This window comes from Salinisphaera sp. PC39, from assembly GCF_040361335.1.
GTDB lineage: Bacteria > Pseudomonadota > Gammaproteobacteria > Nevskiales > Salinisphaeraceae > APNM01.
In genome coordinates, this window is sequence record NZ_APNM01000009.1 from 103,141 (window position 1) to 126,661 (window position 23,521).

A 23,521-nucleotide genomic window follows, 5' to 3' on the forward strand; every position below is an offset into this window, starting at 1 on the left:
GCATTTTCCACATATCCTCTTGACCTAGAGCCAACTCCAGGTAGTAGCGTTCCACCCATCGGAGAAAAACGGCTGGGGATCATGTGTATGAGAAACAGAAATACGGCGATGCGGCGGCTTGCACTGCTGGCGGGGTTATGGGCGCTGATTTCTAGCCCCGCATTCAGTGCCGGCCATGGGCCCGCCTTTGCGCTCGGCACGCCGACGCTCGGCCAGGGCGCCTGGAGCAGCGACACCACGATGATGAACCTCACCACCGAGGAGGACGAAGCCTTCATGTTCCGGGAGATGTTGGCCTACGGCATCACCGAGGATCTCACCGCCAGCCTTTCGTTTCCCCTGATCGCCGGCTCCAACGACCTGAAGGCCGACAACCCGCCGCGCACCCGCGGCCAGGTCATGATGGGCGGTTTCAGCGAGGTGGAAGGCGGGCTGTGGTGGCGCTTCCACAAACAATATCCAGGTGAGGGCCAGAGATATGAAAGCACCTTCTATATCAATACGGCGGTCCCGATCGACGAGGAGCGCGGCGGTATCGGTGTCGGGCCCTCGGTGAATGCGGCCCTGGCGACGGGCTACGCGTCCCGGACCTGGTATTGGTGGGCCGCCGCCGGCTACCAGCATTACTTCGAGCGCGGCAACGACCGTCTCGGCGGTCTGCCGTACCTGACCGGCGCCATCGGCTATCGCCCGCCCCTCTTCCAGCAGGACTACCCCAAGCCGGACCTTCGCTTCTTCCTTGAGACGGTAGCCGAGTTCCCCGAGCGGGACGAACGGAATGGCCGGGAGCTGCAGGACAGCGGCGGGACTGTCGTCCTGGCCGGGCCGTCCGTGCTCGGGCTGTTCGGCAAGTACGGGGCTGAGGCCGGGGTACTGTTCCCGGTCCACGAGGATCTCAACGGCGACCAGCCGGACGAGACCGTCCGCGCGACCCTGGATTTCGTGGTTTGGTTCTGAGCTTTTTCACAGGAGGCATGGTCATGATTGCGAATGCACAACGATGGACACACCGGCCCCACCTGGGCCTCGTGTCATTGCTGCTCGTCGCCTTGGCATCCACACCGGCGGCCGCCTCGCTACGCCAGGTGCAGCATGAGATCCGGGGCATGGATTGCGCGCCCTGCGCCTACGGCATGCAGAAGAGTCTGCGGAAGCTGGACGGTGTGGAGGACGTTCAGGTGAGCCTGAACGACGCCATGGGGACGTTGACCCTGGCCCCCGGAAACGAGGTCACGTTCGAACAGATTCGGGACGTGATTCGCAAAGGCGGGTTCAAGCCGATGGCGGCCACCGCCCGGGTCGCGGGCGCCCTGAAACGGGACGGAGATCAGGTCATTTTGACCACTGAAAGCGGCCAGGAATACCGTCTCGAGATCGCCAAAGATGCGCGGGATGCGCTCAGCAAACGGTTGCAGGCGTTCTCCGAGGGCAGCCGGATCCTCGTCACCGCGCGGGTCCCCGCCGGAACGGAGCAAGTCCAGCACCTGCAGGCCCGGGACGTGACCGGCGTGTCCGAATGATCCCGCCATGGTCAGCATCGATCACACCGCGATGAAATCCGGCCTCGGCCGGGTCGCGGCACGGCTGGACACCCTGGCGACACCTTCCCAATGGCTCCGCTGGTCACTGGGATGCGTCTACCTCTGGTTCGGGGCACTGAAACTGCTCAATATCAGTCCGGCGGTACCCTTGGTCGGGGAGGCCTATCCCCCTTCATTGCGGTTCCGCTGTACTGCGGCCTGGCGTTCTTCGAGGTCGCCGTCGGGATCCTGTTTCTCGCCGGTCTACGGAAACGCTGGACGCTGCTGGCCGCCATCATCCATCTCCTCGGCACGTTCAGGACCCTAATCCTGGTACCGTCGGCCGTGTTCCTGGGTCGCTTTCCCTTCCTCACGATGGAAGGCGAATTCGTGGTCAAGAACCTCGTGCTGCTGGCAGCGCTTTACGCCATCTGGAAGCTGGAGATCGAAGGGTCGGCCGAGCCGGGTCACACCCGGGCCTACTTCTGGGCGGTCTGGTCAATCATCGCGGCGACCTCCCTGCTTCTGGTAGGCAGCGGCGCCTGGCTAACAGGGTAGGCAGAGATCCGACAGCCCGACTGGGAGCCGCGACGCAAGATTTACAAGCCATGCCGCTGCGATGCGACCGGCAGCGGCCGGGCGGTCAGCGCTGCCCTGTCCGGGTAAACAAAAGGAGCCAGTGAATGAGACGTTTGGCGATCTCTCTGATGACGACCGGCGCGGTCTTTGCCACGGCCCTGGTGTTGCTGGGCGGGGCCTATCTGCTGTGGGGCTGGGGTATGGATTTGTCTCCCCATCAGGCCCAATACCGCTTTACGGGCTACTGGACGCAGGCCGAGGGCATGCCGCTCGACCAGCCGTACGGCATCGCCGTGGATCCCCGTAACGGCAACGTCCTGGTCACCGACGCGGCCAACCAGCGCGTGGTGGTCTTCGACCCCTCGGGCCGGGTCGTCCGCACCTTCGGGCAAAACGGCGACGGCCCGGGGCAGTTCGCCTTGCCCACCGGCGTGGCGGTCGGACCCCAGGGCCATATCTATGTCGCGGACTACAACCAGGACCGCATCCAGAAATTCACCGAGAACGGAGAGTATTTGCTCGAATGGGGCGACTCCGGCAGCGGCGAGACCCGGTTCAACAGCCCCAACGGGCTGGCAGTCGATACTAATGGCGACATCTACGTCGCCGACTTCTACAACAAAGTGATCAAGGTATTCGGCCCGGACGGGGCCTACCTCCGTCAAGTGGGGCACCCAGGCCACTGGCGGTTAGGGGCGCTGGATTACCCGACCGATGTCGATACGGCTGAGGGACGGGTATTGGTCGCCGATGCCTACAACTACCGGGTGCAGCTGTTCGGGGCGGATGGCCGGGCACGGGCCGCCTGGGGCTGGCATGCCTTGTGGCTCTGGCCGCTGCCTTGGGATGGAACCGGGGGCTTCGGCGAGGCCACCGGGGCAACATTCGGCGCCGGACAACCCTGGACTCACGTCGCCGATGCCCGCAACTACCGCGTCGTCATGCTGGACGAGCGCGGCCGCTTCGTTACCGACTACACGCTCGCGCACCGCCGGGGCGGGCCGTTCGCCCCCATGCAGCTGGCCGTCTCGCCCGACGGCCAGCGCGTCTACGCCACCGACTTGGCCAACGATCGCGTGATTATTCTATCCGTGAGGGAGGCGTCTTAGACGCGTCGACTTCGTACTGCCGCTGCTTGCTTTACTCTGAAGCGTGTACTGTTGGCGGTCCCTGGCGTGCTGGGCACTCTGGCCAGCACTCAGCTCTCGAATTGACGCATTGGTAAGCTTCTACCGAGCGATTTTTATATATCGGGATTTCCATATATATGCTAATTCGCATATAATGGATCGTATTATGCAGGCATCCGACGCCGTGACTCATCTGCGCCATCGGCCGCCACGGCAACGAGGTAACACCATGAGGGCACAGGCGGTCAACGACGAACGAACAACGCTGACACCACCCGAGATCTTCCGCCTGCTCGCGGACGAGACCCGCTTGCGCGCGCTGGTGTTGCTACACGCTGAGGGCGAGCTGTGCGTCTGCGAGCTCACCATTGCTTTGGAGGTTTCTCAGCCGAAGATGTCGCGGCACCTAGCCTTGATGCGCGACGCTGGACTGGTGGCGGACCGGCGCGAGCGGGTTTGGATTCACTACCGTATCGCGCCCGCCATAGCCAAATGGATTGGCACGATACTCGATGCCGCCTGCACGAGCGTAGTCTCGTTTGCGCCTTATCGCGAGGATCGACGGCGCCTGGCCGTCATGCCGGATCGGCCCAGCCAGCGTTGCCGTAACTGAGATCGGACGGGTTTATCGTGCCCAAGCTGAAAGTGCTTTTCCTGTGCACCGGCAACGCCTGCCGCTCGCAAATGGCTGAGGGCTGGGCGCGCTTTCTCAAGCGCGACACAATTGAGCCCTACTCGGCTGGTGTGACACCCAAGGGCCTCGACCCTCGAGCCGTGGCGGTCATGGCCGAGCTCGGTGTGGACATCTCCCACCAGCGCGCCAAGCACGTCGACGAACTGGATACGGCGGCCCTGGATTATGTGGTCACCGTCTGCGACCACGCAGCAGAAACTTGCCCGGTGCTGCCAGGGCGCGCGCCGATGCGGCATCGTGGGTTTCAGGATCCACCGCAACTGGCCGCCGGCGCCGCCAGCGAGGAAGAGGCGCTCGCGCCCTACCGCCGCGTCCGCGATGAAATCCGCGACTACATCGAAACCTTGCCGCAAGCATTACGGCAACCGGAGGCGAGCGAATGAGCGAGTCCGTTAGTCGTAGAATGGGCCTTCTCGACCGTTACCTGACGGTCTGGATTTTCACCGCGATGGCGGCGGGTGTCCTGATCGGCGTGCTCGTGCCGGGTGCGCCCGCCTTCATTCAGCGCTTCGAGGTGGACACCACCAACTTGCCCATCGCCGTGGGGCTGATCCTGATGATGTATCCGCCCCTGGCCAAGGTCCGTTACGACCTCATGGGTAAGGTGCTGGGCGACGCAAAAGTGCTCGGCCTGTCGGCGGTGCAGAACTGGCTGATCGGGCCGGCGCTGATGTTCGCGCTGGCGGTGCTATTCCTGCACGACTATCCGGAATACATGGTCGGTCTGATTCTGGTGGGTATCGCCCGTTGCATCGCCATGGTGTTGGTGTGGAACCAACTCGCTCGGGGCAACAGCGAGTATGCGGCCGGGCTGGTGGCACTGAACTCGATCTTCCAGATCCTTACCTTCGGCGCCTACGCCTGGGTCTTCGTGACTGTGCTGCCCACCTGGTTCGGCCTGGAGGGGGCGGCCGTGAACGTCACCGTCGGGCAAATCTTCTCCAGCGTGATGATCTACCTAGGCATCCCGTTTGCCGCTGGCTTTCTCAGCCGCGCGCTGTTGACGCGTGCCAAAGGCGAGACCTGGTACGAAGACCGATTTCTGCCGGCCATCTCGCCTCTGACGCTGGTCGCCCTGCTGTTTACCATCGTGGTCATGTTCGCGCTCAAGGGCGAGACCATCGTCGCCCTGCCGTTGGATGTGATACGCATCGCCCTCCCGCTGACGCTGTATTTCGCGCTGATGTTTCTGGTCAGCTTTTTCATGGCCTACAAAGTGGGGGCGGATTACGGCCGCAGCACGACCATGGCCTTTACCGCCTCGGGCAACAATTTCGAACTCGCCTCGCGGTGGCCATTGCGGTATTCGGCATCGAGTCGGGCGTAGCCTTCGCGGCCGTGGTGGGACCGCTGGTCGAGGTGCCGGTGCTTATCGGCTTAGTCCACGTAGCGCTTTTCTTCCGACGTCGGTTGTATACCGGACCGGTTAAGGCCCCTGTGGCACCCGCGACCGAACCGGCCGCTTCCGGAACAAGCGTTTGGCGACTCAACCCGCGCAGCAGGACAGCTGCTCGACGTCCTTGGTGAAGGTCTGGGCACACAACTTGAGCGCCTCGACATGAACCAGGTAGGGGAACAGCAGATCGCCCAGGGTCTCGACGGTCATGCCGTGATGCACCGCCAGCGCCGCTGTCTGGATCATCTCGCCGGCCTCGGGGGCCAGTATCTGCGCGCCCAGCAGACGATGGCTGCCGGCCTCGGCGACCAACTTGACGAAGCCACGGGTCTCAAAATTGGCCAAGGCGCGCGGTACGTTCTCCAGGTCCAGACTGCGGGTCTCGATCTCGATGCCGCGCACCCGTGCCTGGCCTTCGTCCAAACCCACGGTGGCCACTTGCGGCTCGGTGAAGATCACGTCCGGCATCGCGGACAGATCAAGCCTGGCCTCGCCGCCGGTCATGTTCACCGCCGCGCGGGTGCCGCCAGCAGCGGCCACGTAGACAAGCTGCGGCAGATTCGTGCAGTCGCCGGTAGCGTAGATGCCCTCGGCGGACGCGCGCAGGCGCTCGTCCACGACGATGCCACCGCGATCGTCGGTCTCGACGCCGGCCCGCTCCAGGGCCAGGTCGCGGGTGTTCGGGCTGCGGCCAGTGGCCACCAACAGCCGGTCGCCACGGATGACTTCGTTCCCGGTATCCAGCACGAACTGATTCGACTCGTAACGAACTGCACGGGTCTGGGTGTGCTCGCGCACATCGATGCCCTCGGCGCGGAAGGCCTCGGTGAGGCCCGCACCCAGAGCCGGATCCTCGCGCGACAGCAGCGTGCTGCGGGCTAGAAGAGTTACCCGCGAGCCCAGGCGGGCAAAGGCCTGGGCCTGTTCGACCGCCACCACCGACGAGCCGATGACCAGCAGGTGCTCGGGCGTCTCGTCGCTGAACACGGACTCGTCCGAGGTCCAGTAGGGTGCGTCCGCCAGACCGGGGATCGGCGAAATCGTGGGCGAGGCGCCGGTGGCGATCAGTACGCGATCGGCGGTGATTTGCTCCTGTCCGCCACCATGCAAGTCGATAAGCAGGGTGTGGGCGTCCTCGAAACAGGCGCGGCCCCGGCGCATGGTGATGGCGGGATTGTCGTCGAGAATCTTCTGGTATTTGGCCTGGCGCAGCTCAGCGACCCGCTCCTGCTGCTGAGCGGCGATACGCTGCCGATCGATGGCTGGCGCGTGATCGGCCAGTCCCGCGAAAGGGTTTTCCCGTTGATATTGGGCAAGCTGGGCCGCTCGAATCTGGATCTTGGAGGGCACACAGCCGACATTGACGCAGGTGCCGCCGATGACGTCGCCGGACTCGATCATGGTCACCCGCGCGCCGGCCTCGGCGGCGCGGATGGCGGCCGCGAAGGCACCGCCGCCGCTGCCGATGATCGCGATGTGCAGACCATCGCCGTCGCCGCCCACCGCGGCCGGGGGCTCGGCGTAGGCCTGGTCCTGATCCAGTGGCCGGGCGTCGTAGCCTTTCGCGCGTACCGCCTCGATCAACGCGGCCTCGTCCGCGCCATTTGCCAGCTCGATCTGTGCGCAGCTCGCGGGATAGGACACCTCCGCGTGCACGCCGGGCAGTTCATTGAGCGCGGCCTCAACGGTGCGCGCGCAAAGCTCGCAAGTCATGCCGGTAATGGCGAGGGTCCGTTGCATGAGGATACTCCTAAAGACACAAATTCAACAGTTGTCTGCGAACTGGCGGCGCCAGACGGCGTAGATCGTCAAGCCGATGAAGAAGACCAGGGCTGGCAGCAACACGTAGTCGAGATAGCCAACCAGCGCCGACAGGCCCACCACGCCAAACAGGATCACCAGTACCGGCGTGAAGCAGCACAGGGCCGCGATGACCGTGCCGATGATGCCAGCGCCGAGCAGCTTGTCGTTACGCGTCATGGCGTCCTACTTCTTGCGTTGTGATGGATAGCCGGCGTCGGTCGTGGCTTCTGTCAAATCGGATACCGTCGCCACCTCCGGGTCGTAGATCACGGTGGCGGTCTTGCTCTCGAAATCGACCTGGGCGGATTGAACGCCCTCGACCCGCTCCAGGGCCTTGCGCACGGTGATCGGACACATGGCGCAGGTCATGTTGTCGACTGTAAGTGTCACGGTTTCCTCGGCCTGGGCGCCGACGGTCGGCGCCCAGGCCGCGAACAGCAACAATGTTGCGGTGAGGCAAGCAAAGATTCGGCGTTGTCTCATGGGGTTACTCCTCGGGACATTCAGGCTTCAAAAAAAGGCCGGGGCGTACCAAGGAAAGGCCAGCAGGGCCAGCACCGGCAACGCCACCAGCCAGAAGATCAGGCGCTGGCGGCGCTTGACCGCCGGGTTGGTGCAGGCCTCACCGGGCGCGCAATCCTCGTCGCGGCGATACAGCCGCCACCCGGCGAAGCCCAGTAGCGCCACAGTGGCGAGGACAAATATCGGTCGGTAGGGCTCCAGCGCGGTGAGCGAGCTTATCCAGGCGCCGCCCACGCCAATGGACAGCAATACCAGCGGTGCGACACAGCACAGAGAGGCCCCGATCGCCGCCAGCACGGCGCCAATCTGGGCCCAGGCGGTGCGATTTGAAGTCGGGGTGGAATCGTTCATGGCCTTGCTCCGTATTCGATATTCCAAAGAACGCAGCAAAGCCTAAACGCGGTACGTAGGTACCGTGTCAACCCGAATCCGAACCTGCCTTATTCGGGCTTGGACAGGGTTTCGATCAAGGGGCAATGAGCGGGCTCTCGGCCCTGGCAACAGCGCTCGATAAGCTCGTCCAGTGTATGACGCATGGCGATCAGATCCTCGATCCGCTCCACCACCAGATCGCGCTGATGTTCGGCCACGCGCCGCACGTCTGCACAGCACCCATCGCCGAGCTCCAGCAGCTCGCCGATCTCGGCCAGTGAAAAGCCCAGGGCTTGCGCGCGCTTGATGAAATGGATGCGATCCACCGTCGCCGGCGAGTAGCGACGGTAGCCCGAGAGCGGCTTCGGCGGCTGCCCGATCAGACCGCGCCGCTGGTAGTAACGTACGGTCTGGAGGTTAACGCCCGCAGCCTGTGCCACCTTGCCAATGGTGAGCTCATGCTTGATATCGGTCACAACCTCACGACCTGCTGTTGAAGTATCCATAGAGTCACTGAGAGCCTACGCCGGGTGTTTTACCACGGTCAGTGCCGTCAACGCCCTAGTGTATCGTCTCAAAAGAAACTTTATATAAATCCTACTGGCCCAAGTACCTGTGAAATGGGAGATATTCGTCGGCGAAGGCGAAGTTGGCGTACTTGAGGGCGACCTCGGTGCCGTCCAGGCGTCTTCGCTGCGGGATCGCGGAAGGTGTACGGCAGGATCGCCTCGACGCTCAAGCGCGGCGAGCATGCGCATCATCGGCAACAGCCCGGGCCAGACCGCGGAGGATATCAAGGCCTTTCTGAAATCTAGCGACTGAGGGCAACGCGATGGCCAAAGTCGAGCCGAGTCGGCACGTTACCTTGAGGCTGGTCGCAGTCGTCCTGGCCACTGCCGGCATGGCAGTGGCCATGGGCGCGAGCGGCGACGGCGTAGAACGCGGCCAAGAGGTCTATCATCAAAGTGCATCGCATGCCACGGGGACAATGGCGAGGGCTGGTACCCGGCGCGCCGAACTTCAACGCCGAGGACGGGTGCTGACCAAAGAGGCGGCAAACCCGGCCTCACCGAGCAGGAGATTCGTGCCGCGATCTGCTACATGCGTGAGACCTTTGGACAAGAGTAAAGCCACCAGCGCAGGGTGGCCCACTGCGGGGCCTTAACCCCGGCAGCAGTCACCTCTTTCTAGCGCACATCAGTGCCGAAGAGCTACTTCGCAACGCATGCAAAGGACAAAAGACCATGAAAGCACTTGAAGCCATAGACCTCGCCCTGCTCACCGTTTTCGCTAGTATCGCCACGAGCAACGCATGATGCACAAGCCGCTTTCGTATTGAGGCGCCTAACGATCGGCTGACCCTACCCCCTGCTGCGGAGAACCGGCGGGTTTGGGTCGCGGGCGGGGCGACGGTCTGCCTCCCTCTGCGTACCCCAGAAGGCAGCCGACGCCCGCGCCCCCGTACGCGCATGTCTACTGTGACCTGGGCGGGCTGTCAAATTGGATGCCGGATGCCATTTGCGATCGGACAGTGGCCTGCTGAGCCCCATCCTCAACGGTGCCACCCCCGGCTGCCGCCTAGGCAGGAGTCATTCCGGATTCTGTGGGCTGCCGGGAGCGATTAGGCGCCGCGCACCTGGAATTGTTCGAAGGGTTCGCCGATGCGTCGGCACAGGGCCGGCGCCAGCCATGTTGCCACCGGCTGTTGCACGACGCGGTAGATTGCGCGTGCCGGCAGGCTGCCGGCCAGTCTCCGCCACGCAGTGCGCAGCCAATTCGGCGACCCCGCGGCCAGCACCGCCGAGGGCGCGCTCAGGGCGATCAGGAACGGGCCCACATGGTGCAACACCAAGTGCTGGGCGCGATGCACGAAGAACATGTACTGCGCCAGATAATCCAGATGCGTCTGCATCACCGCGTACATCGCCGCCAAGCCGGTCAAAAAGCCGATGGCGCTCGGCGCATCCGCCGGTCGGCCGCGTCGGCGCAGGCCGCGCAGATACAACGACAGTACCAGGCCGAAGGCTGCGATCAGCGACCAGAACGGCTCCCAGGGCGCCAGAAGCCGCAACCAGTCGGGTAGAGCCGCGCTTGCGCTCATGATCGTAGCCGTATCAGCTGGCGGTCGTTGATGCTGCGGCTTAAAGAACGGATAGCGTATCTCCCAGCCGCGCGACTCCCGGTAAACCAGCACCTCGGTGGCCACGACCACCCCCGTTCGACGATCCAGCCGACGGTGATCGGCCATTCCTTGCCGATTTCCTCCAGGATCGAGAAACCGCCTCTTGACCTAAAGTTTGCTCCGGGTGACATCGCTGGGGCTATCGGAAGATGCTCCAGAACGTAAGCCTGGCATTCCTGTTCAACGGCATCGGCACCCAGCTGGCGATATGGGGCTGATCTATCCCGTATGGGCCATGGCGGCCAGCGTTACCGCCATCTTCGTGAACTCGCTGTGGGAACGTCCGGGGTGTTCTTCGACGCGGTGGCGAGGGTGGGTGCCTGAGCCTGTCAGGGTGATTTCCTGTCACCCGCACTTCCGACGGACGCGGTCACTGCCTAGCGATGGCAGTACGCCTAGATGGATGGCATTTGACTCCGAACCATAGTCTAGGGTTTATACTGCGCAAGCTATGAAAGCGTTCACGATTCATCGCCGAACATGAGCCGGGCCGTTCGAATAGTCGCCGTTGTGCTCGTGCTAGCCGGCCAATTGGCCGTCGCCGGGCAAGCGTTCGCGTTGCCCGACTGCCACGGCACCTCCCCCGGTAACGTTTCCCATGCGGACATGGGGCATGCCACGCACGCGCAGGACGCCGACGGCGACACGGCCGATTGCCATTGCCCGCAAGGCATGCACTGCGGACACTGCGCCGCGTCGGTCGGCAAGATGGTCAGCGAAGAGACGCAATCGACGACCACCGAAAAGTTGGGTCCGCGCTCGCCCGCAAATCTCGCCCTGGCTCACAAGGACCCTCTCGAGAGACCCCCGTCTATCTCCCGTTCGTGATCTGCCGGCGGTCGTGCGCTTTGGCGCATGACCAACGATCATTGACGACGGGAGACGACCATGCCCCCTACATCCCCTGCCCGACGGGCGGCAGGCTTGCCCGGACGACCCGGGAAGAAACGGCTTGTCGAGCCGGAACACAGGAGCATCCGCCAGCCTAATACTCCGGTCCGACGCCCGGGCCTGTTAGTTGTTCTGGCTCTGGCGCTTACAAGCCTGGCGATGGGCCCGGTTCATGCTCATACCCCGGATTGGCCCGACCGCGCCTGGCCGAAGCACGGCGGCCTGGTCCAAACCGCTGGCGACGTCAGAGTGGAACTCGTGGCGAAGCCCGAGCGGCTCGACATCTACCTCCGCGATCCCGGCAATCAGTCGGTCGTCGACGAAGTCGTGTCAGGTGAAATCCTAATCTGGAGCGATGACGGCTCGAAAGACATGCCACTGAGCCGTGAGGGCACGCATTTGACCGCGGCGGCCTCTCCCCCGGCGACCACCCCGTTTCGCGTGATCGTCGAACTCCATATGGCAGGGAAAGCGCCACTCAAGCTTCTATTCGGCCCCATGACCCTGCCTGAGCAGCGGGCGGGGCGTTGATGCGGATTGCCAGCACCTCTTGCCCGCATTAGGCACGGCGCCGGCACGTCGCCATTGACCGCTTCGAACCCTTTGCAGGAGTAAATCATGCGTAAGTATGCACTCGGTGGCCTATTCTCCGTTGCCCTAGTCGGCGCGGTTGCCCTGACCTGGGCGCTCGGCGGATTCATGAACGTGGCCGCCACCTACCCGGACCCGCCGCCCGTGGCGTGGTTACTCCACAGCACCTACGCCAGCTCGGTCGAGCGCCGCTCGACGAATATCGAAGTGCCGGCAGATTTGGGTGCCTCCGAGCAGGTGCTGCGCGGCGCACGCAGCTATCTCGCTATGTGCAGCGGCTGCCATACGCCGCCGGGACAGTCGCCGACACCGGTCAGCCAGGGCCTGTACCCGCCACCGCCGAACCTAGTGGAACTGATCCCACACCGCAGCCCGGCAGAGGCTTTCTGGGTGATTAAAAACGGCGTGCGCATGACGGGCATGCCGGCCTTCGGGCCGACCCACGAGGACGAGGAACTGTGGGCGCTGGTGGCCTTTCTGGACCGCATCGCGGGTGCATCGCCGCAAACCTACGAGACCCTCGTGGCCGAGGCAAAGCACACGGCGCCCGCCGATGACGGCCACGGGCATCGGCATAGCAACGACGCCATGGGCGAAACGCAAAGCGCGCCGGGCCATCACGACCCACAGGATTCCCCTGCCGAGGCGCATCCGCATGAGGAAGGATCAGCCGGCCCGTCTGACGAACACCACGAGAAAGCGAGTCCTCATGCGGATGGCGACGATGGTCATGACCACCAACACTGAGTCCGAAATCAAGTCGCAGTTAACGATCGATTTGTTCCCATCACGGAGTGAGCGATGACGCATCGACACCACGACACTCACCGCCGACGCCTGTTGCAGGCACTCGGCGGCACCGGCGTGCTCGCCGGCCTGGAGGCCTTGCTGCCGGCCTATGCCCGCGCCCGTGACGGCCGCCACCTCACCGGGACTGCCGCGCGCGTGCCCGGCGGCGCCGCGCGGGACGTGGCCATGGATATTCACATCCGCCGCGAGACGATCGATATCGCCGGCGGCCAGGCTTCCGCAATCACCATGAACCACTCCCTGCCCGGCCCCCTCGTGGAGCTGTGGGAGGGCAAGAATGCCCTGTTGCGCGTGCACAACCACTTGGACGAGTCGACCTCCATCCACTGGCACGGCATCCTGTTGCCATTCACGATGGACGGGGTCCCGGGCGTGGCCTTCCCCGGCATCGACCCGGGCGACACCTTCGAGGCGCATTTCCCGGTGCGCCAGTACGGCACCTACTGGTACCACAGCCACACCGGCGTGCAGGAGCAGCTCGGCCAGTACGGCCCGCTGGTCATCCATCCAAAGAGCCGCGAGGATCATATCCCCGCCGACCGCGAATACGTCGTGGTGCTCAGTGATTGGACCTTCGAGGATCCGCACCGGGTCATGGCGAAGCTCAAGAAGGTGAGCGACTACTACAACTTCAATAAGCGCACCGTCGGGGACTTCGTGGAGGACGTGTCCAAGGCGGGCTGGCGCGCAACCCTGCACGATCGCCTGGCGTGGGGGAACATGCGCATGAGCCCGCGCGACATCGCCGATGTCACCGGCTACACCTACACCTACCTGATGAACGGCATGCACCCGGAGGCCAACTGGACCGGGCTGTTTGCGCCGGGCGAGCAGGTGCGCCTGCGCGTGATCAACGCGTCGGCCATGAGCTACTTCAATGTCCGCATCCCGGGCCTGCCGATGACCGTGGTGGCCACGGACGGCCAGAACGTGGAGCCCGTAGAGACCGACGAGTTCCAGATCGGGGTGGCTGAGCGCTTCGATGTGATCGTGCAGCCCAAGACCGGCTCCGCCTACACGCTGATGGCCGAATCCATGGACCGCAGCGGCTATGCCCGGGGAACCCTGGCACCCCGCCCCGGCATGAGCGCGGCGGTGCCGTCACTGCGCGAGCCGCCATCCCGCACCATGATCGACATGGGCATGGCCATGGACGACATGGACATGGCAGGCATGGGCGGATCGCAGCACGGCAACAAAGCCAGGCCCGGCATGCAACATAAGGGGCACGACATGGGCGCCATGAAGCATGGCGACCACCCGATGTCGGGCATGGGCGCGGACGATAGCGTCGCCATGATGGAACCGGCCGGCCCGATCGTCGCCCGCCATGGCCCGGACTGGCATGGCCCCGGCAATATCAGCGTTGCGGAAGTCCAGCGCGACCGCCTGGCCGAGCGCGGCACCGGCCTGCAGGACGCCCCCCACCGGGTACTCACCTACAGCCAGCTACGCAATACCAAGCGCATGGTGGACCGGCGCGAGCCGAGCCACACCGTCGAGATCCACCTGACCGGCAACATGGAGCGCTACATGTGGTCGTTCGACGGCGTCAAGTACACCGACGCCGACAGCCCGATCGACTTCCCCTACGGCGAGCGCGTGCGGCTGATCATGGTCAACGACACCATGATGGAGCACCCCATCCACCTGCACGGCATGTTCATGGAGCTGGAGAACGACCAGGGCGAATATCTGCCCTTCAAGGACACCATCAGCGTGCTGCCGGGATCGCGGGTCTCGCTCCTGGTAACGGCCAACGAGCCCGGCCGCTGGGCCTTCCACTGCCATTTCCTCTATCACATGGATATGGGCATGTTCCGCGTGGTCCGCGTGATCCCTGCCGAGAAAAAAGGAGAGAACAATGCGTAAGACGATTTTCTCTTCCATGAGCACGGCCTTGCTGCTGGGGATTACGCTGGCCACGGCAGCCGCCGGGGTCGAGGCGACCGAGCGGACCAACACGGGCGACGAGGAGCGCGAGCTGCCCGGCAAGGTCACAGACCCCGATGTCATCGCGCCGCCCGGTGCACGAACGCCGTTTAGCGGGGCACCGGCCGAGTGGACGAACTTCATCAAGGACTCGAAGCCCTTCGCTTTCAGTCTGATCGACCGGCTGGAATACGGCGACAGCGACGAGGCGAATACCTATCTCTGGGATGCCCAGGGCTGGATCGGCAGCGATATACACAAGTTCTGGTGGAAGACCGAGGGCGAGGGGCCCACTCATGGCGGCGGCCCCGAAAACACCGAGTTCCAGGCCCTGTACAACCGCACCATCGCTCCGTTCTGGGGTGCCCAGGTAGGCCTGCGCTACGACACCAACCCCAACCCGAACACCGGTTATGCCGTGCTCGGCGTGCAGGGCCTGGCGCCCTATTGGTTCGAGTCCGATACCGCCCTGTTCCTCAGCGAGGACGGCGACCTGAGCTTCCGCGGCGAGTTCGAGTACGAGCTGCTGTTCACTCAGCGGCTGATCCTGCAGCCGCGGCTGGAGATCAACGCCAGCGCCGATGACGTCCCCGAGCTGGGCCTGGGCAGCGGACTCAACGACACCGAGGCCGGCCTACGCCTGCGCTACGAGATCAAACGTGAGTTCGCACCTTACATCGGCGTGCGCTGGGAACAGCTCTATGGCGATACCAAGGACATCGCGGAGCGCGAGGGCGAGCCCACCTCGAGCACATCGTTCGTGATCGGTGTCCGGATGTGGTACTGACGCCATGCCGCCCCATATCTTGAGGAAACACGCATGAAAGAGCATGAGTCGAACGTCGCCTACCTGCACGCCTTGCGCTTCGCCTGGCTCACGCGCTTTTACGACCCCGTGGTTGCGCTCACTGTGCGCGAGCGGACCTTCAAGCAGCGGCTGATCGCTCTGGCGGGCATCGAAAGTGGCCACGAAGTACTTGATATCGGCTGCGGAACCGGCACCCTGGCGATCTTGATCAAACAGACATGCCCGGGCGCGGAAGTTACCGGGCTCGACGGCGACCCCGAGATTCTTGACCGCGCCCGACGCAAGGCGCAGGTTGCCGCAATCGACATACGGTTCGATCAGGGCCTGTCCAACGCGCTGCCTTACCAGGATGCGAGTTTCGACCGAGTCGTCTCTAGCCTGTTCTTCCATCACCTCGACCAGGACGGTAAGCAGGGCACTCTGAATGAGATCCGGCGGGTGCTCAGGCCTGGAGGGGAGCTACACATCGCCGATTGGGGGCAGCCGGCCAACGCCCTCATGCGCGGACTGTTCTTCGCCATCCAGCTCCTGGACGGTTTCGAGACCACACGTGACAACGTGAAGGGGCAACTGCCGACATACCTTGCGAACGCCGGCCTCACAGCCGTGAGCCAGCAAGGGCAGTTGAATACGATTTTCGGCACGCTTGGCTTCTATAGTGCGATCCGATCCTGAACGCCAGCCAACTGAGCCTGCCTTGCGTCAGCTATCTGGATCGGTTGACGGGGATTTGATCCATGTCAATTCCTTCCCTCCGGCAATAAGCGATACTGCCATCGTGAAATTGATGTCGTGGACGACCCATTGAAACGGATTGCAGGGACATTGCTGTTGTCGCTGGCTTTGCTTGGCCAAGCCGCCCAGTCGGCGGTGCCCAATGCCTGCGACAAGAACCATGTCGGTCCCGATCCCGTGACCGAGGCCCCTCCTGCAAGCGATCACCACCATTCCCGAATGGCGGCCTCGGATTCGGCACCGGAGCTGGCCGTTCAGGCCAGTGCCGTGCACTCGTCATCGTGTTGCGGGACCGGAGTCAACGACGGTTGCCTGATGCAAGGCTGTCTGGCGGTCGCACTGCCCTCGCGTTTCACCTCCAGCCTGATCCGGCCCGCGGCGACCGCTCCCGTTTGTCTTTACGTCCTATCGCCCGCGACCCACATCTCCCCGCCCTTCCGACCCCCTATTGCCTGACTTCTCGGGCGGCATCCGTCCGCCAGACGCGTAGCAACGCACGTCAACCCGGGTCGCATTAGCCGACCAACCAAGACGCTGCGGTCTTTTAACGGCCAGTGCAGCCTCGGAGATGCTCATGGCGATCTTACGCAAGAACCGGCTCCGGTTGAGCCTGATCATGCCGCTTGCCCTCGCTGCGTGCGATATCGCAGGCGAGAACGAGACATTGACGCAGGCGGCCGCTCAGGAGGCGACCGACCGGTCAGCCTTGACGGTATACAAAAGTCTCTCGTGCATGTGTTGCGGCCAGTGGATGGCCCACGTGGAACACGCTGCATTTGCAACCGTGAGCCGGCCTGTAGGGCGCATGAGTGCCGTCAAAAGGCAATTCGGTATCGAGCCCCGTTACCGTTCATGCCACACCGCGATATCCGAAAGCGGCTACGTCTTCGAGGGCCATATTCCCGCACGGCTCATCCAACGCTTCCTTGCGGATCCTCCCGACGACGCCATCGGCCTCGCTGTGCCGGGCATGCCACTCGGCAGTCCGGGCATGGAGTCCGGTGACAGGTTCATGCCGTACGACGTGCTGTTGCTGGAAAAGGGGGGCACGAGCCGGGTGTATGCCTCGGTGACAAGCCCGGACCAGCAATACTCGACGGAGCGACAACGATGAGATTCCCCGCGTCTGCCCTGCTACTGGCGCTCGGCCTCAGCGGGGCCGTGCTGCCGGCGTATGCCGGCAACAACGCCTTGGGCCTGGATCAGGCGGTTCGGATCGCGATCGAGCAGGATCCGTGGCTGACCGGCAGCCGGCAGCGCGAGTCCGCCCTGGCGAACGAGGCCGTGGCCGCCGCGCAGCTGCCGGATCCCAAGGTCAATTTAGCCGCTCGCAACCTGCCCACCGACACGTTCGATCTCGACCAGGAGGCGATGACGCAGCTTTCGGTCGGCATCAGTCAGACGTTGCCGCGCGGCGACAGCCGGTCGCTGGCCCGGCGCCGGAAGGAGCAGCTTGCCGCACAGCAGCCGCTGCTGCGCGCGGACCGCAGGGCCAGGGTGGCCGCCAGCGTCTCCCGGCTGTGGCTGGATGCGTTTCGAGCCCAGGAGAGCATTCGGTTGATCGAGAGCGATCGGGTTTTGTTCGAGCATCTGGTCGATGCCGCCGAGGCAAAGTACTCGGCCGCCCTCGTGCGCACGCGCCAACATGACGTGATACGCGCGCAGCTGGAGCTCACCCGCCTTGAGGACCGGCTCACTGCGCTGCGCCAGCAAAAGGACGTCGCGCAGCAGCGATTGTCCGAATGGATCGGCCCAGTCGCGGGAGGCGATCTCGATACGACACTGCCCCGGATAGCGCCCGCCGCCCCGGATTTGCTGACCGATTCCCGCTCGCCCTCCCGTCAAACCTGGTACGAGCATGTCCGTCGGCATCCGGCCCTGCTTGCCGTTGATCGCCGCATCGACGCAGTGCGCACCGATGTCGACCTCGCCCGACAGAAATACCGTCCGGAATGGAACATCACGGCGCAGTACGGTTACCGCGACGATGAGCCCACCGGTCGGGATCGGGCCGACCTGTTCTCGGTCGGCGTCACCTTCGATCTCCCCATCTTCACCGACAAGCGTCAGGACCGGGAGCTGGCGGCCGCCAGGGCGCGCGCCGAGGAGGCCATGACCGATAGATCGCTGCTGGTCCGTGAATTGGTGGCACAGCTCGACGAGGCACGGGACCGGCTGGTACGCCTCGACCAGCGCGAGGCCATTTTCAACCGCCGGCTCCTGCCGCAGATGCGCCAACAGGCCGAGGCGTCGCTGACCGCCTACTACAACGACGACGGCGACTTCGCCGAGGCGGTCCGTGCGCATATCGACGAGCTCAACGCGAAGATCGAGGCGCTCACGGTCACGGTGGAACGCCTGAAGACCATCGCCCAGATCAACTATCTGCTCGCGCAAGCGCCCAGCGACGCGCAGCGCGTTTCCGAATTGAACCGAGGAATTGCCCCATGAGCAACCGCGTGACCTATCCCCTGCTGATCGCACTGGGTGCACTGGCAGGCGCCGCCGGCGCATGGCTGTGGCCCGCCGGACCCTCGGGAACCGCGGCCGATGTCGACGGCGAACCCGAGCCACTGTATTGGGTCGCCCCGATGGACCCGAGCTACCGGCGTGACGAGCCCGGCAAGTCGCCCATGGGCATGGATCTGATCCCTGTGTACGAGGACGGCACCGCTGCGGACAGCCCCGGGACGGTGCGCATCTCGCCCGACGTGATCAACAACCTGGGTGTACGCTCAGCACCGGTTGAGCGCGGCGCCTTTGACAACTCGATCCGGACTGTGGGGTATGTCCAATACGACGAGGATCGCCTGACGCACATCCATTCCCGGGTGGACGGCTGGATCGAGAAACTCCACATCAAGGCCGAGGGCGATCCGGTCCGCCAGGGCGAGGCGCTGTATGCGATCTACTCCCCTACTCTGGTCAACGCCCAAGAAGAGCTGCTGCTTGCCTTGAGCCGCAACAACACGCGCCTGATCCGTGCCGCCGAGGAGCGTCTTGCCGCGTTGAAGGTGCCTGGGCCCACCATCGCAAAGCTGAAAACCGACCGGCAGGTGCGGCAGATGGTCACAGTGTACGCACCGCAATCCGGCGTGGTGGACGATCTCAGGATTCGCGAAGGCATGTTCGTCAAGCCGGACCTGACGATGATGTCCATCGGCGTCCTGGACGAGGTATGGGTGGTCGGCGAGGTGTTCGAGCGTCAAGTCTCCCTGATCGAGGAAGATGACCCGGTGACCATGACCCTCGACTACCTGCCGGACCGGCGATGGACCGGTGAGGTCGATTACATCTATCCCGACATCAGCCCCAAGACCCGCACCGCCCGCGTGCGGATGCGCTTCGCCAATCCGGACCACGCGCTCAAACCCGACATGTTCGCGCAGATCACCATCAGCGCCCGCCGGCGCGACGAGGCTCTGCTGATCCCACGCGAGGCCCTGATCCGCACCGGCGGCAAGCCTCGGGTCGTGCTCGCACTGGGCGACGGTCGGTTCAAGTCGATCGAGGTGGAGGCGGGCCGCATCGGTGACGACCGCGTGGAGATCCTGGCCGGTCTGAAGGCGGGTGAGCTCGTCGTGACCTCGGCCCAGTTCCTGATCGACTCGGAATCCAGCAAGACCTCGGATTTTAAGCGACTGCACCACGGCGAGGAAGGCAACGAACGCCCCGGCTCGGTCTGGACCGAGGCGCGCGTCGAGGCGCTGATGCCCGCGCATCGCATGGTCACGCTCGAGCACGAGACGATCGAGGCCTGGCAATGGCCGGCGATGCGTATGGATTTCACCGTCGATGAGGCGGTCAACCTCTCCCTACTCGAGACGGGGATGCGGGTGCACGTCGAGATCACCGAGGACGACGAGGGGAAGCACCGCATCACGGGCCTGCATGTTCCCGGCAACGAGGGCGGCCCTGCCGCGCAGGACGGATCCGGGGCAGCACGCCAGCCGGAGTCGTCCGATGCTCCGGGGGCCGGTCACGAGCGTGAGCCGGAACCGGACAGCGCACATAACGGCCACGGCAGCTAAGGAGCCCCGAGATGCTTGAATCTCTCATCCGCTGGTCGATCGGCAACCGGTTTCTGGTGCTGCTGGCCACCGTCATCCTGGTCGGGGCGGGTGTCTACTCGCTGAAAAACACGCCGGTCGACGCGATACCGGACCTCTCCGACGTGCAGGTGATCGTCAAGACGAGCTACCCCGGCCAGGCGCCGCAAGTCGTGGAGGATCAGGTGACGTACCCGCTCACCACGGCGATGCTGTCGGTGCCGGGGGCGATAACCGTGCGGGGCTTCTCCTTCTTCGGCGACTCCTACGTCTACGTGATCTTCGACGAGGACACGGATATGTACTGGGCGCGCTCGCGCGTGCTGGAGTACCTGTCCCAGGTGGCACCCGATCTGCCCGCAAACGCACGGCCACAACTCGGACCGGACGCCACCGGCGTCGGCTGGGTCTATATCTACGCCCTCGTGGACCGGACCGGCGCGCACGACCTCAGTCAGCTACGCACGCTGCAGGATTGGTTTCTCAAATACGAGTTGCAGACCGTGCCGGGCGTGTCCGAGGTGGCCACGGTCGGCGGCATGGTGAAGCAGTACCAGATCACGGTCGACCCGGAGAAGTTGCGCGCCTTCGACATCCCGATGTCGCACATTCAGAAGGCCGTCCAGCGCGGCAACCAGGAAGTGGGCGCCTCCGTCGTGGAGATGGCCGAGGCCGAATACATGGTGCGGGCCACGGGTTACATCCAGAGCACCGACGCCTTGGCCGATATCCCACTTGGGCTCGACGTGAACGGCACGCCGCTGCTGCTCAAGGACGTGGCCGACATCGGCGTCGGCCCGCAGATGCGACGCGGCGTGGCCGAGCTCAACGGGGAAGGCGAGACCGTCGGCGGCATCGCGGTCATGCGCTTCGGGGAGAACGCGCAGAAAACCATCGCCGGCGTCAAGGACAAGCTGGCGAAGCTCGAAGCCAGCCTGCCGAAAGGGGTGGAAGTCGTCACCGTCTACGACCGCTCCGGCCTCATCGAGCGTGCGGTGGAGACGCTCTGGCACAAGCTGCTGGAGGAATTCATCGTTGTCGCACTGGTGTGCGTGGTGTTCCTGTTCCACGTGCGCTCGTCGCTGGTCGCGATCCTCAGCCTGCCGGTGGGCATACTCGTGGCCTTCATCGTCATGCACTGGCAGGGGCTGAACGCCAACATCATGTCGCTGGGCGGCATTGCCATCGCCATCGGCGCCATGATCGACGGCGCCATCGTGATGATCGAGAACATGCACAAACACATGGAGCGTACCCCGCTGACCCCCGAGAACCGCTGGCGCGTGGTCGCCGACTCGGCATCGGAGGTGGGACCGGCCCTGTTCTTCAGCTTGCTGATCATCACCGTGAGCTTTTTGCCGGTGTTCACCCTGGAGGCGCAGGAGGGCCGCATGTTCTCGCCGCTGGCCTTCACCAAGACCTACGCGATGGCGGCCAGCGCCGCGCTCGCGGTCACCCTGGTGCCGGTGCTCATGGGCTATTTCATCCGGGGGCGGGTGATGCCCGAGCATGCCAACCCGGTCAACCGCCTGCTGATCGGCGCCTACCGGCCCGTGCTCCGCACGGTGCTGCGCCACCCGAAAGCGGCGCTCGCGGGGGCGCTGGCCATCACCCTGGTCGGGTTCTGGCCGGTAGACCGGATCGGCAGCGAGTTCATGCCGCCACTGGATGAGGGCGACCTGATGTACATGCCAACCACCTACGCCGGCATCTCCATCGGTAAGGCGCGCGAGCTGCTGCAGCAGACCGACAAGCTCATCCGCACGGTGCCGGAGGTCGAGACCGTGTTCGGCAAGGTCGGGCGCGCCGAGACCGCCACCGACCCGGCGCCCCTGACCATGATCGAGACCTTCATCCAGCTGAAGCCGCGCGAGCAATGGCGGGAGGGCCTGACCACCGAGGACCTGAGGAAGGAGCTGGACCGGCTGGTGCGCTTCCCCGGCGTCACCAATGCCTGGGTCATGCCGATCAAGACCCGCATCGACATGCTGGCGACCGGCATCAAGACCCCGGTGGGCATCAAGGTCGCGGGACCGGAGCTCGCCGAGATCCAGCGCATCGGACAGCGGCTGGAAACGATTCTCGCGGACGTGCCCGGGACCGCCTCGGTCTATTCGGAGCGGGTGTCCGGCGGTCGCTATATCAAAGTGGATATCAACCGCGCCAAGGCGGCGCGCTATGGTCTGAACATCGACGATATTCAGCAGGTCCTCGCCACGGCTATCGGTGGCATGAACCTCACGGAAACCATCGAGGGGCTTGAGCGGTTCCCGGTCAACCTGCGCTATCCGCAGTATTACCGGGACTCTCCCGAGCAGCTGGCACGGATGCCGCTGGTCACGCCGAGCGGCCAGCGCATCGCCGTCGGCGACGTCGCCAGGGTCTACATCGAGGACGGCCCACCCGCCATCAAAACCGAGAACGCCCGCCTGAACGGCTGGACCTATGTCGACATCGACGGGGTGGATGTGGGCAGCTACGTCGAGCGAGCGCGTCGCACGGTGGCCGACGAGCTCGATCTACCGGCGGGCTATTCCGTGACCTGGTCCGGCCAGTACGAGTACATGGAGCGGGCCAAGGAGAAGCTCACCTACGTGGTGCCCTTGACACTCGCCATCATCGCAGTGCTGCTATATCTGAATTTCCGCAGCGCCTGGGAAGTCGCCATCATCATGGGCACGCTGCCGCTGGCGATGATCGGCGCTATCTGGCTGATGTACCTGCTCGGCTACAACTTCTCGGTCGCGGTGGGCGTCGGCTTCATCGCGCTGGCCGGCGTGGCCGTGGAGATCGGCGTGATCATGCTGGTCTACCTCAATCAGGCGCACGCCCGCATGCGCACCGAATGCGACGGGCAAGGGATACGACCGGATAAGGACACTTTGCGGGACGCCGTCCTGCAGGGGGCCGTGCTGCGCGTTCGACCGGTGACGATGACCGCCGCGGCGGTCATCGGCGGTCTGCTGCCGATCATGTACGGCGGCGGCACCGGCTCGGAGGTCATGCAGCGCATCGCTGCGCCCATGGTCGGTGGCATGGTCAGCGCTTTCCTGCTCACCCTGCTGGTGCTGCCGACGGTGTACTACGTCTGGAAAGGATACTCCCTGAACTCATGACGCCGGACGGCAACGACGTCACGTCATCGAAATGACAGGTGAAACCATGAACTACCGGAAAGTGACCGCGATCTTCCCCACCCTGGAGCTGGACAATGTGGAACAGGCGCTGATGGAACTCGGCGTGCCCGGCATGTCGGTCTCAGCCACACACGGCTTCGGGGAATACCGGAATTACTTCGCGAAGGACACCATGACGGACTGCGTGCGCGTGGAGATATTCACCGACGCCGACAGGGCCACCGAGATCGCGAGAACGATCGCCCGGACCGCGCACAAGGGATTGAAGACCGACGGCATCGTTGCGGTCTTGCCGGCCGAGATGGTATGGCACATCCGTGATTATCAGGACTAGTGGCTCGAGGCAGTGACGGCCATTCCATCAAGGCCA

At 64.3% G+C, this 23,521-nt stretch carries 23 protein-coding genes and 2 pseudogenes; 19 read left to right on the forward strand and 6 right to left on the reverse strand.

Annotated features, from left to right (window positions below; translation table 11 throughout):
- Window positions 1–108 precede the first annotated feature (108 nt).
- The 7 genes and pseudogenes from PC39_RS10415 to arsB all read left to right on the forward strand — a co-directional run bounded on the left by PC39_RS10415 (window position 109) and on the right by arsB (window position 5,450).
- Window positions 109–957, forward strand: a complete 849-nt coding sequence (locus tag PC39_RS10415; RefSeq protein ID WP_353253323.1) for a hypothetical protein — start codon at window positions 109–111, stop codon at window positions 955–957.
- Between the two features lie 23 nt (window positions 958–980).
- Window positions 981–1,520, forward strand: coding sequence for a heavy-metal-associated domain-containing protein (locus tag PC39_RS10420; RefSeq protein ID WP_353253324.1), 540 nt, complete (start codon window positions 981–983; stop codon window positions 1,518–1,520).
- 90 nt (window positions 1,521–1,610) lie between these two features.
- A complete protein-coding gene (locus tag PC39_RS10425; protein WP_353253325.1) occupies window positions 1,611–2,078 on the forward strand; it encodes a DoxX-like family protein in 468 nt (155 codons plus the stop codon).
- A 125-nt stretch (window positions 2,079–2,203) separates the two neighbouring features.
- A complete protein-coding gene (locus PC39_RS10430; protein ID WP_353253326.1) occupies window positions 2,204–3,208 on the forward strand; it encodes an NHL repeat-containing protein in 1,005 nt (334 codons plus the stop codon).
- 250 nt (window positions 3,209–3,458) lie between these two features.
- Window positions 3,459–3,842, forward strand: a complete 384-nt coding sequence (locus PC39_RS10435) for a metalloregulator ArsR/SmtB family transcription factor (protein WP_353253327.1) — start codon at window positions 3,459–3,461, stop codon at window positions 3,840–3,842.
- Window positions 3,843–3,859: 17 nt separating this feature from the next.
- Window positions 3,860–4,306 (forward strand): arsenate reductase ArsC, encoded by a 447-nt coding sequence (locus PC39_RS10440; protein WP_353253328.1) that lies wholly within the window; start codon window positions 3,860–3,862, stop codon window positions 4,304–4,306.
- Window positions 4,303–5,450: pseudogene (gene arsB / locus PC39_RS10445) on the forward strand (ACR3 family arsenite efflux transporter). The gene PC39_RS10440 and the pseudogene arsB overlap by 4 nt, the downstream one beginning before the upstream one ends.
- Here the strand turns inward: arsB and merA are convergent.
- The 6 genes from merA to PC39_RS10475 all read right to left on the reverse strand — a co-directional run bounded on the left by merA (window position 5,410) and on the right by PC39_RS10475 (window position 10,264).
- Window positions 5,410–7,059 (reverse strand): mercury(II) reductase, encoded by a 1,650-nt coding sequence (merA, locus tag PC39_RS10450; RefSeq protein WP_353253329.1) that lies wholly within the window; start codon window positions 7,057–7,059, stop codon window positions 5,410–5,412. The pseudogene arsB and the gene merA sit on opposite strands and share 41 nt — an antisense overlap.
- Before the next feature lie 24 nt (window positions 7,060–7,083).
- Window positions 7,084–7,299, reverse strand: a complete 216-nt coding sequence (gene merF, locus PC39_RS10455; protein ID WP_353253330.1) for a mercury resistance system transport protein MerF — start codon at window positions 7,297–7,299, stop codon at window positions 7,084–7,086.
- A gap of 6 nt (window positions 7,300–7,305) precedes the next feature.
- Window positions 7,306–7,605: a mercury resistance system periplasmic binding protein MerP gene (gene merP, locus PC39_RS10460; RefSeq protein ID WP_353253331.1), complete on the reverse strand. Its 300-nt coding sequence runs from the start codon at window positions 7,603–7,605 to the stop codon at window positions 7,306–7,308.
- A 27-nt stretch (window positions 7,606–7,632) separates the two neighbouring features.
- Window positions 7,633–7,995, reverse strand: a complete 363-nt coding sequence (locus tag PC39_RS10465) for a mercuric transporter MerT family protein (RefSeq protein WP_353253332.1) — start codon at window positions 7,993–7,995, stop codon at window positions 7,633–7,635.
- An 89-nt stretch (window positions 7,996–8,084) separates the two neighbouring features.
- Window positions 8,085–8,483, reverse strand: coding sequence for a MerR family transcriptional regulator (locus PC39_RS10470; RefSeq protein ID WP_353253398.1), 399 nt, complete (start codon window positions 8,481–8,483; stop codon window positions 8,085–8,087).
- A 1,154-nt stretch (window positions 8,484–9,637) separates the two neighbouring features.
- Window positions 9,638–10,264, reverse strand: a complete 627-nt coding sequence (locus PC39_RS10475; RefSeq protein ID WP_353253333.1) for a cytochrome c oxidase assembly protein — start codon at window positions 10,262–10,264, stop codon at window positions 9,638–9,640.
- 65 nt (window positions 10,265–10,329) lie between these two features.
- Between PC39_RS10475 and PC39_RS10480 the strand changes: the two are divergent.
- The 12 genes and pseudogenes from PC39_RS10480 to PC39_RS10535 form a co-directional block, all read left to right on the forward strand.
- Window positions 10,330–10,522, forward strand: a pseudogene (locus tag PC39_RS10480) (hypothetical protein); the annotation flags it as partial.
- 156 nt (window positions 10,523–10,678) lie between these two features.
- Window positions 10,679–11,026 (forward strand): hypothetical protein, encoded by a 348-nt coding sequence (locus PC39_RS10485; RefSeq protein WP_353253334.1) that lies wholly within the window; start codon window positions 10,679–10,681, stop codon window positions 11,024–11,026.
- A 312-nt stretch (window positions 11,027–11,338) separates the two neighbouring features.
- Window positions 11,339–11,620, forward strand: coding sequence for a hypothetical protein (locus tag PC39_RS10490; protein ID WP_353253335.1), 282 nt, complete (start codon window positions 11,339–11,341; stop codon window positions 11,618–11,620).
- 87 nt (window positions 11,621–11,707) lie between these two features.
- Window positions 11,708–12,427 (forward strand): c-type cytochrome, encoded by a 720-nt coding sequence (locus tag PC39_RS10495; RefSeq protein ID WP_353253336.1) that lies wholly within the window; start codon window positions 11,708–11,710, stop codon window positions 12,425–12,427.
- 54 nt (window positions 12,428–12,481) lie between these two features.
- Window positions 12,482–14,362, forward strand: coding sequence for a copper resistance system multicopper oxidase (locus tag PC39_RS10500; protein ID WP_353253337.1), 1,881 nt, complete (start codon window positions 12,482–12,484; stop codon window positions 14,360–14,362).
- Window positions 14,355–15,209, forward strand: a complete 855-nt coding sequence (locus tag PC39_RS10505; RefSeq protein WP_353253338.1) for a copper resistance protein B — start codon at window positions 14,355–14,357, stop codon at window positions 15,207–15,209. Before PC39_RS10500 ends, PC39_RS10505 begins: the two co-directional genes overlap by 8 nt.
- Window positions 15,210–15,242: 33 nt before the next feature.
- The gene (locus tag PC39_RS10510; RefSeq protein ID WP_353253339.1) at window positions 15,243–15,905 is read left to right on the forward strand and encodes a class I SAM-dependent methyltransferase; all 663 of its coding nucleotides are present in this window, start codon (window positions 15,243–15,245) and stop codon (window positions 15,903–15,905) included.
- A 634-nt stretch (window positions 15,906–16,539) separates the two neighbouring features.
- Window positions 16,540–17,079, forward strand: coding sequence for a DUF411 domain-containing protein (locus tag PC39_RS10515; protein WP_353253340.1), 540 nt, complete (start codon window positions 16,540–16,542; stop codon window positions 17,077–17,079).
- A complete protein-coding gene (locus tag PC39_RS10520) occupies window positions 17,076–18,416 on the forward strand; it encodes a TolC family protein (protein ID WP_353253341.1) in 1,341 nt (446 codons plus the stop codon). Before PC39_RS10515 ends, PC39_RS10520 begins: the two co-directional genes overlap by 4 nt.
- On the forward strand, window positions 18,413–19,996 hold the full coding sequence (locus PC39_RS10525; RefSeq protein ID WP_353253342.1) for an efflux RND transporter periplasmic adaptor subunit: 1,584 nt from the start codon (window positions 18,413–18,415) through the stop codon (window positions 19,994–19,996). The genes PC39_RS10520 and PC39_RS10525 overlap by 4 nt, the downstream gene beginning before the upstream one ends.
- A gap of 11 nt (window positions 19,997–20,007) precedes the next feature.
- Complete coding sequence (locus PC39_RS10530) at window positions 20,008–23,130, forward strand: efflux RND transporter permease subunit (protein ID WP_353253343.1); 3,123 nt, start codon at window positions 20,008–20,010, stop codon at window positions 23,128–23,130.
- Between the two features lie 46 nt (window positions 23,131–23,176).
- Window positions 23,177–23,485, forward strand: a complete 309-nt coding sequence (locus PC39_RS10535; RefSeq protein ID WP_353253344.1) for a P-II family nitrogen regulator — start codon at window positions 23,177–23,179, stop codon at window positions 23,483–23,485.
- Window positions 23,486–23,521 lie beyond the last annotated feature (36 nt).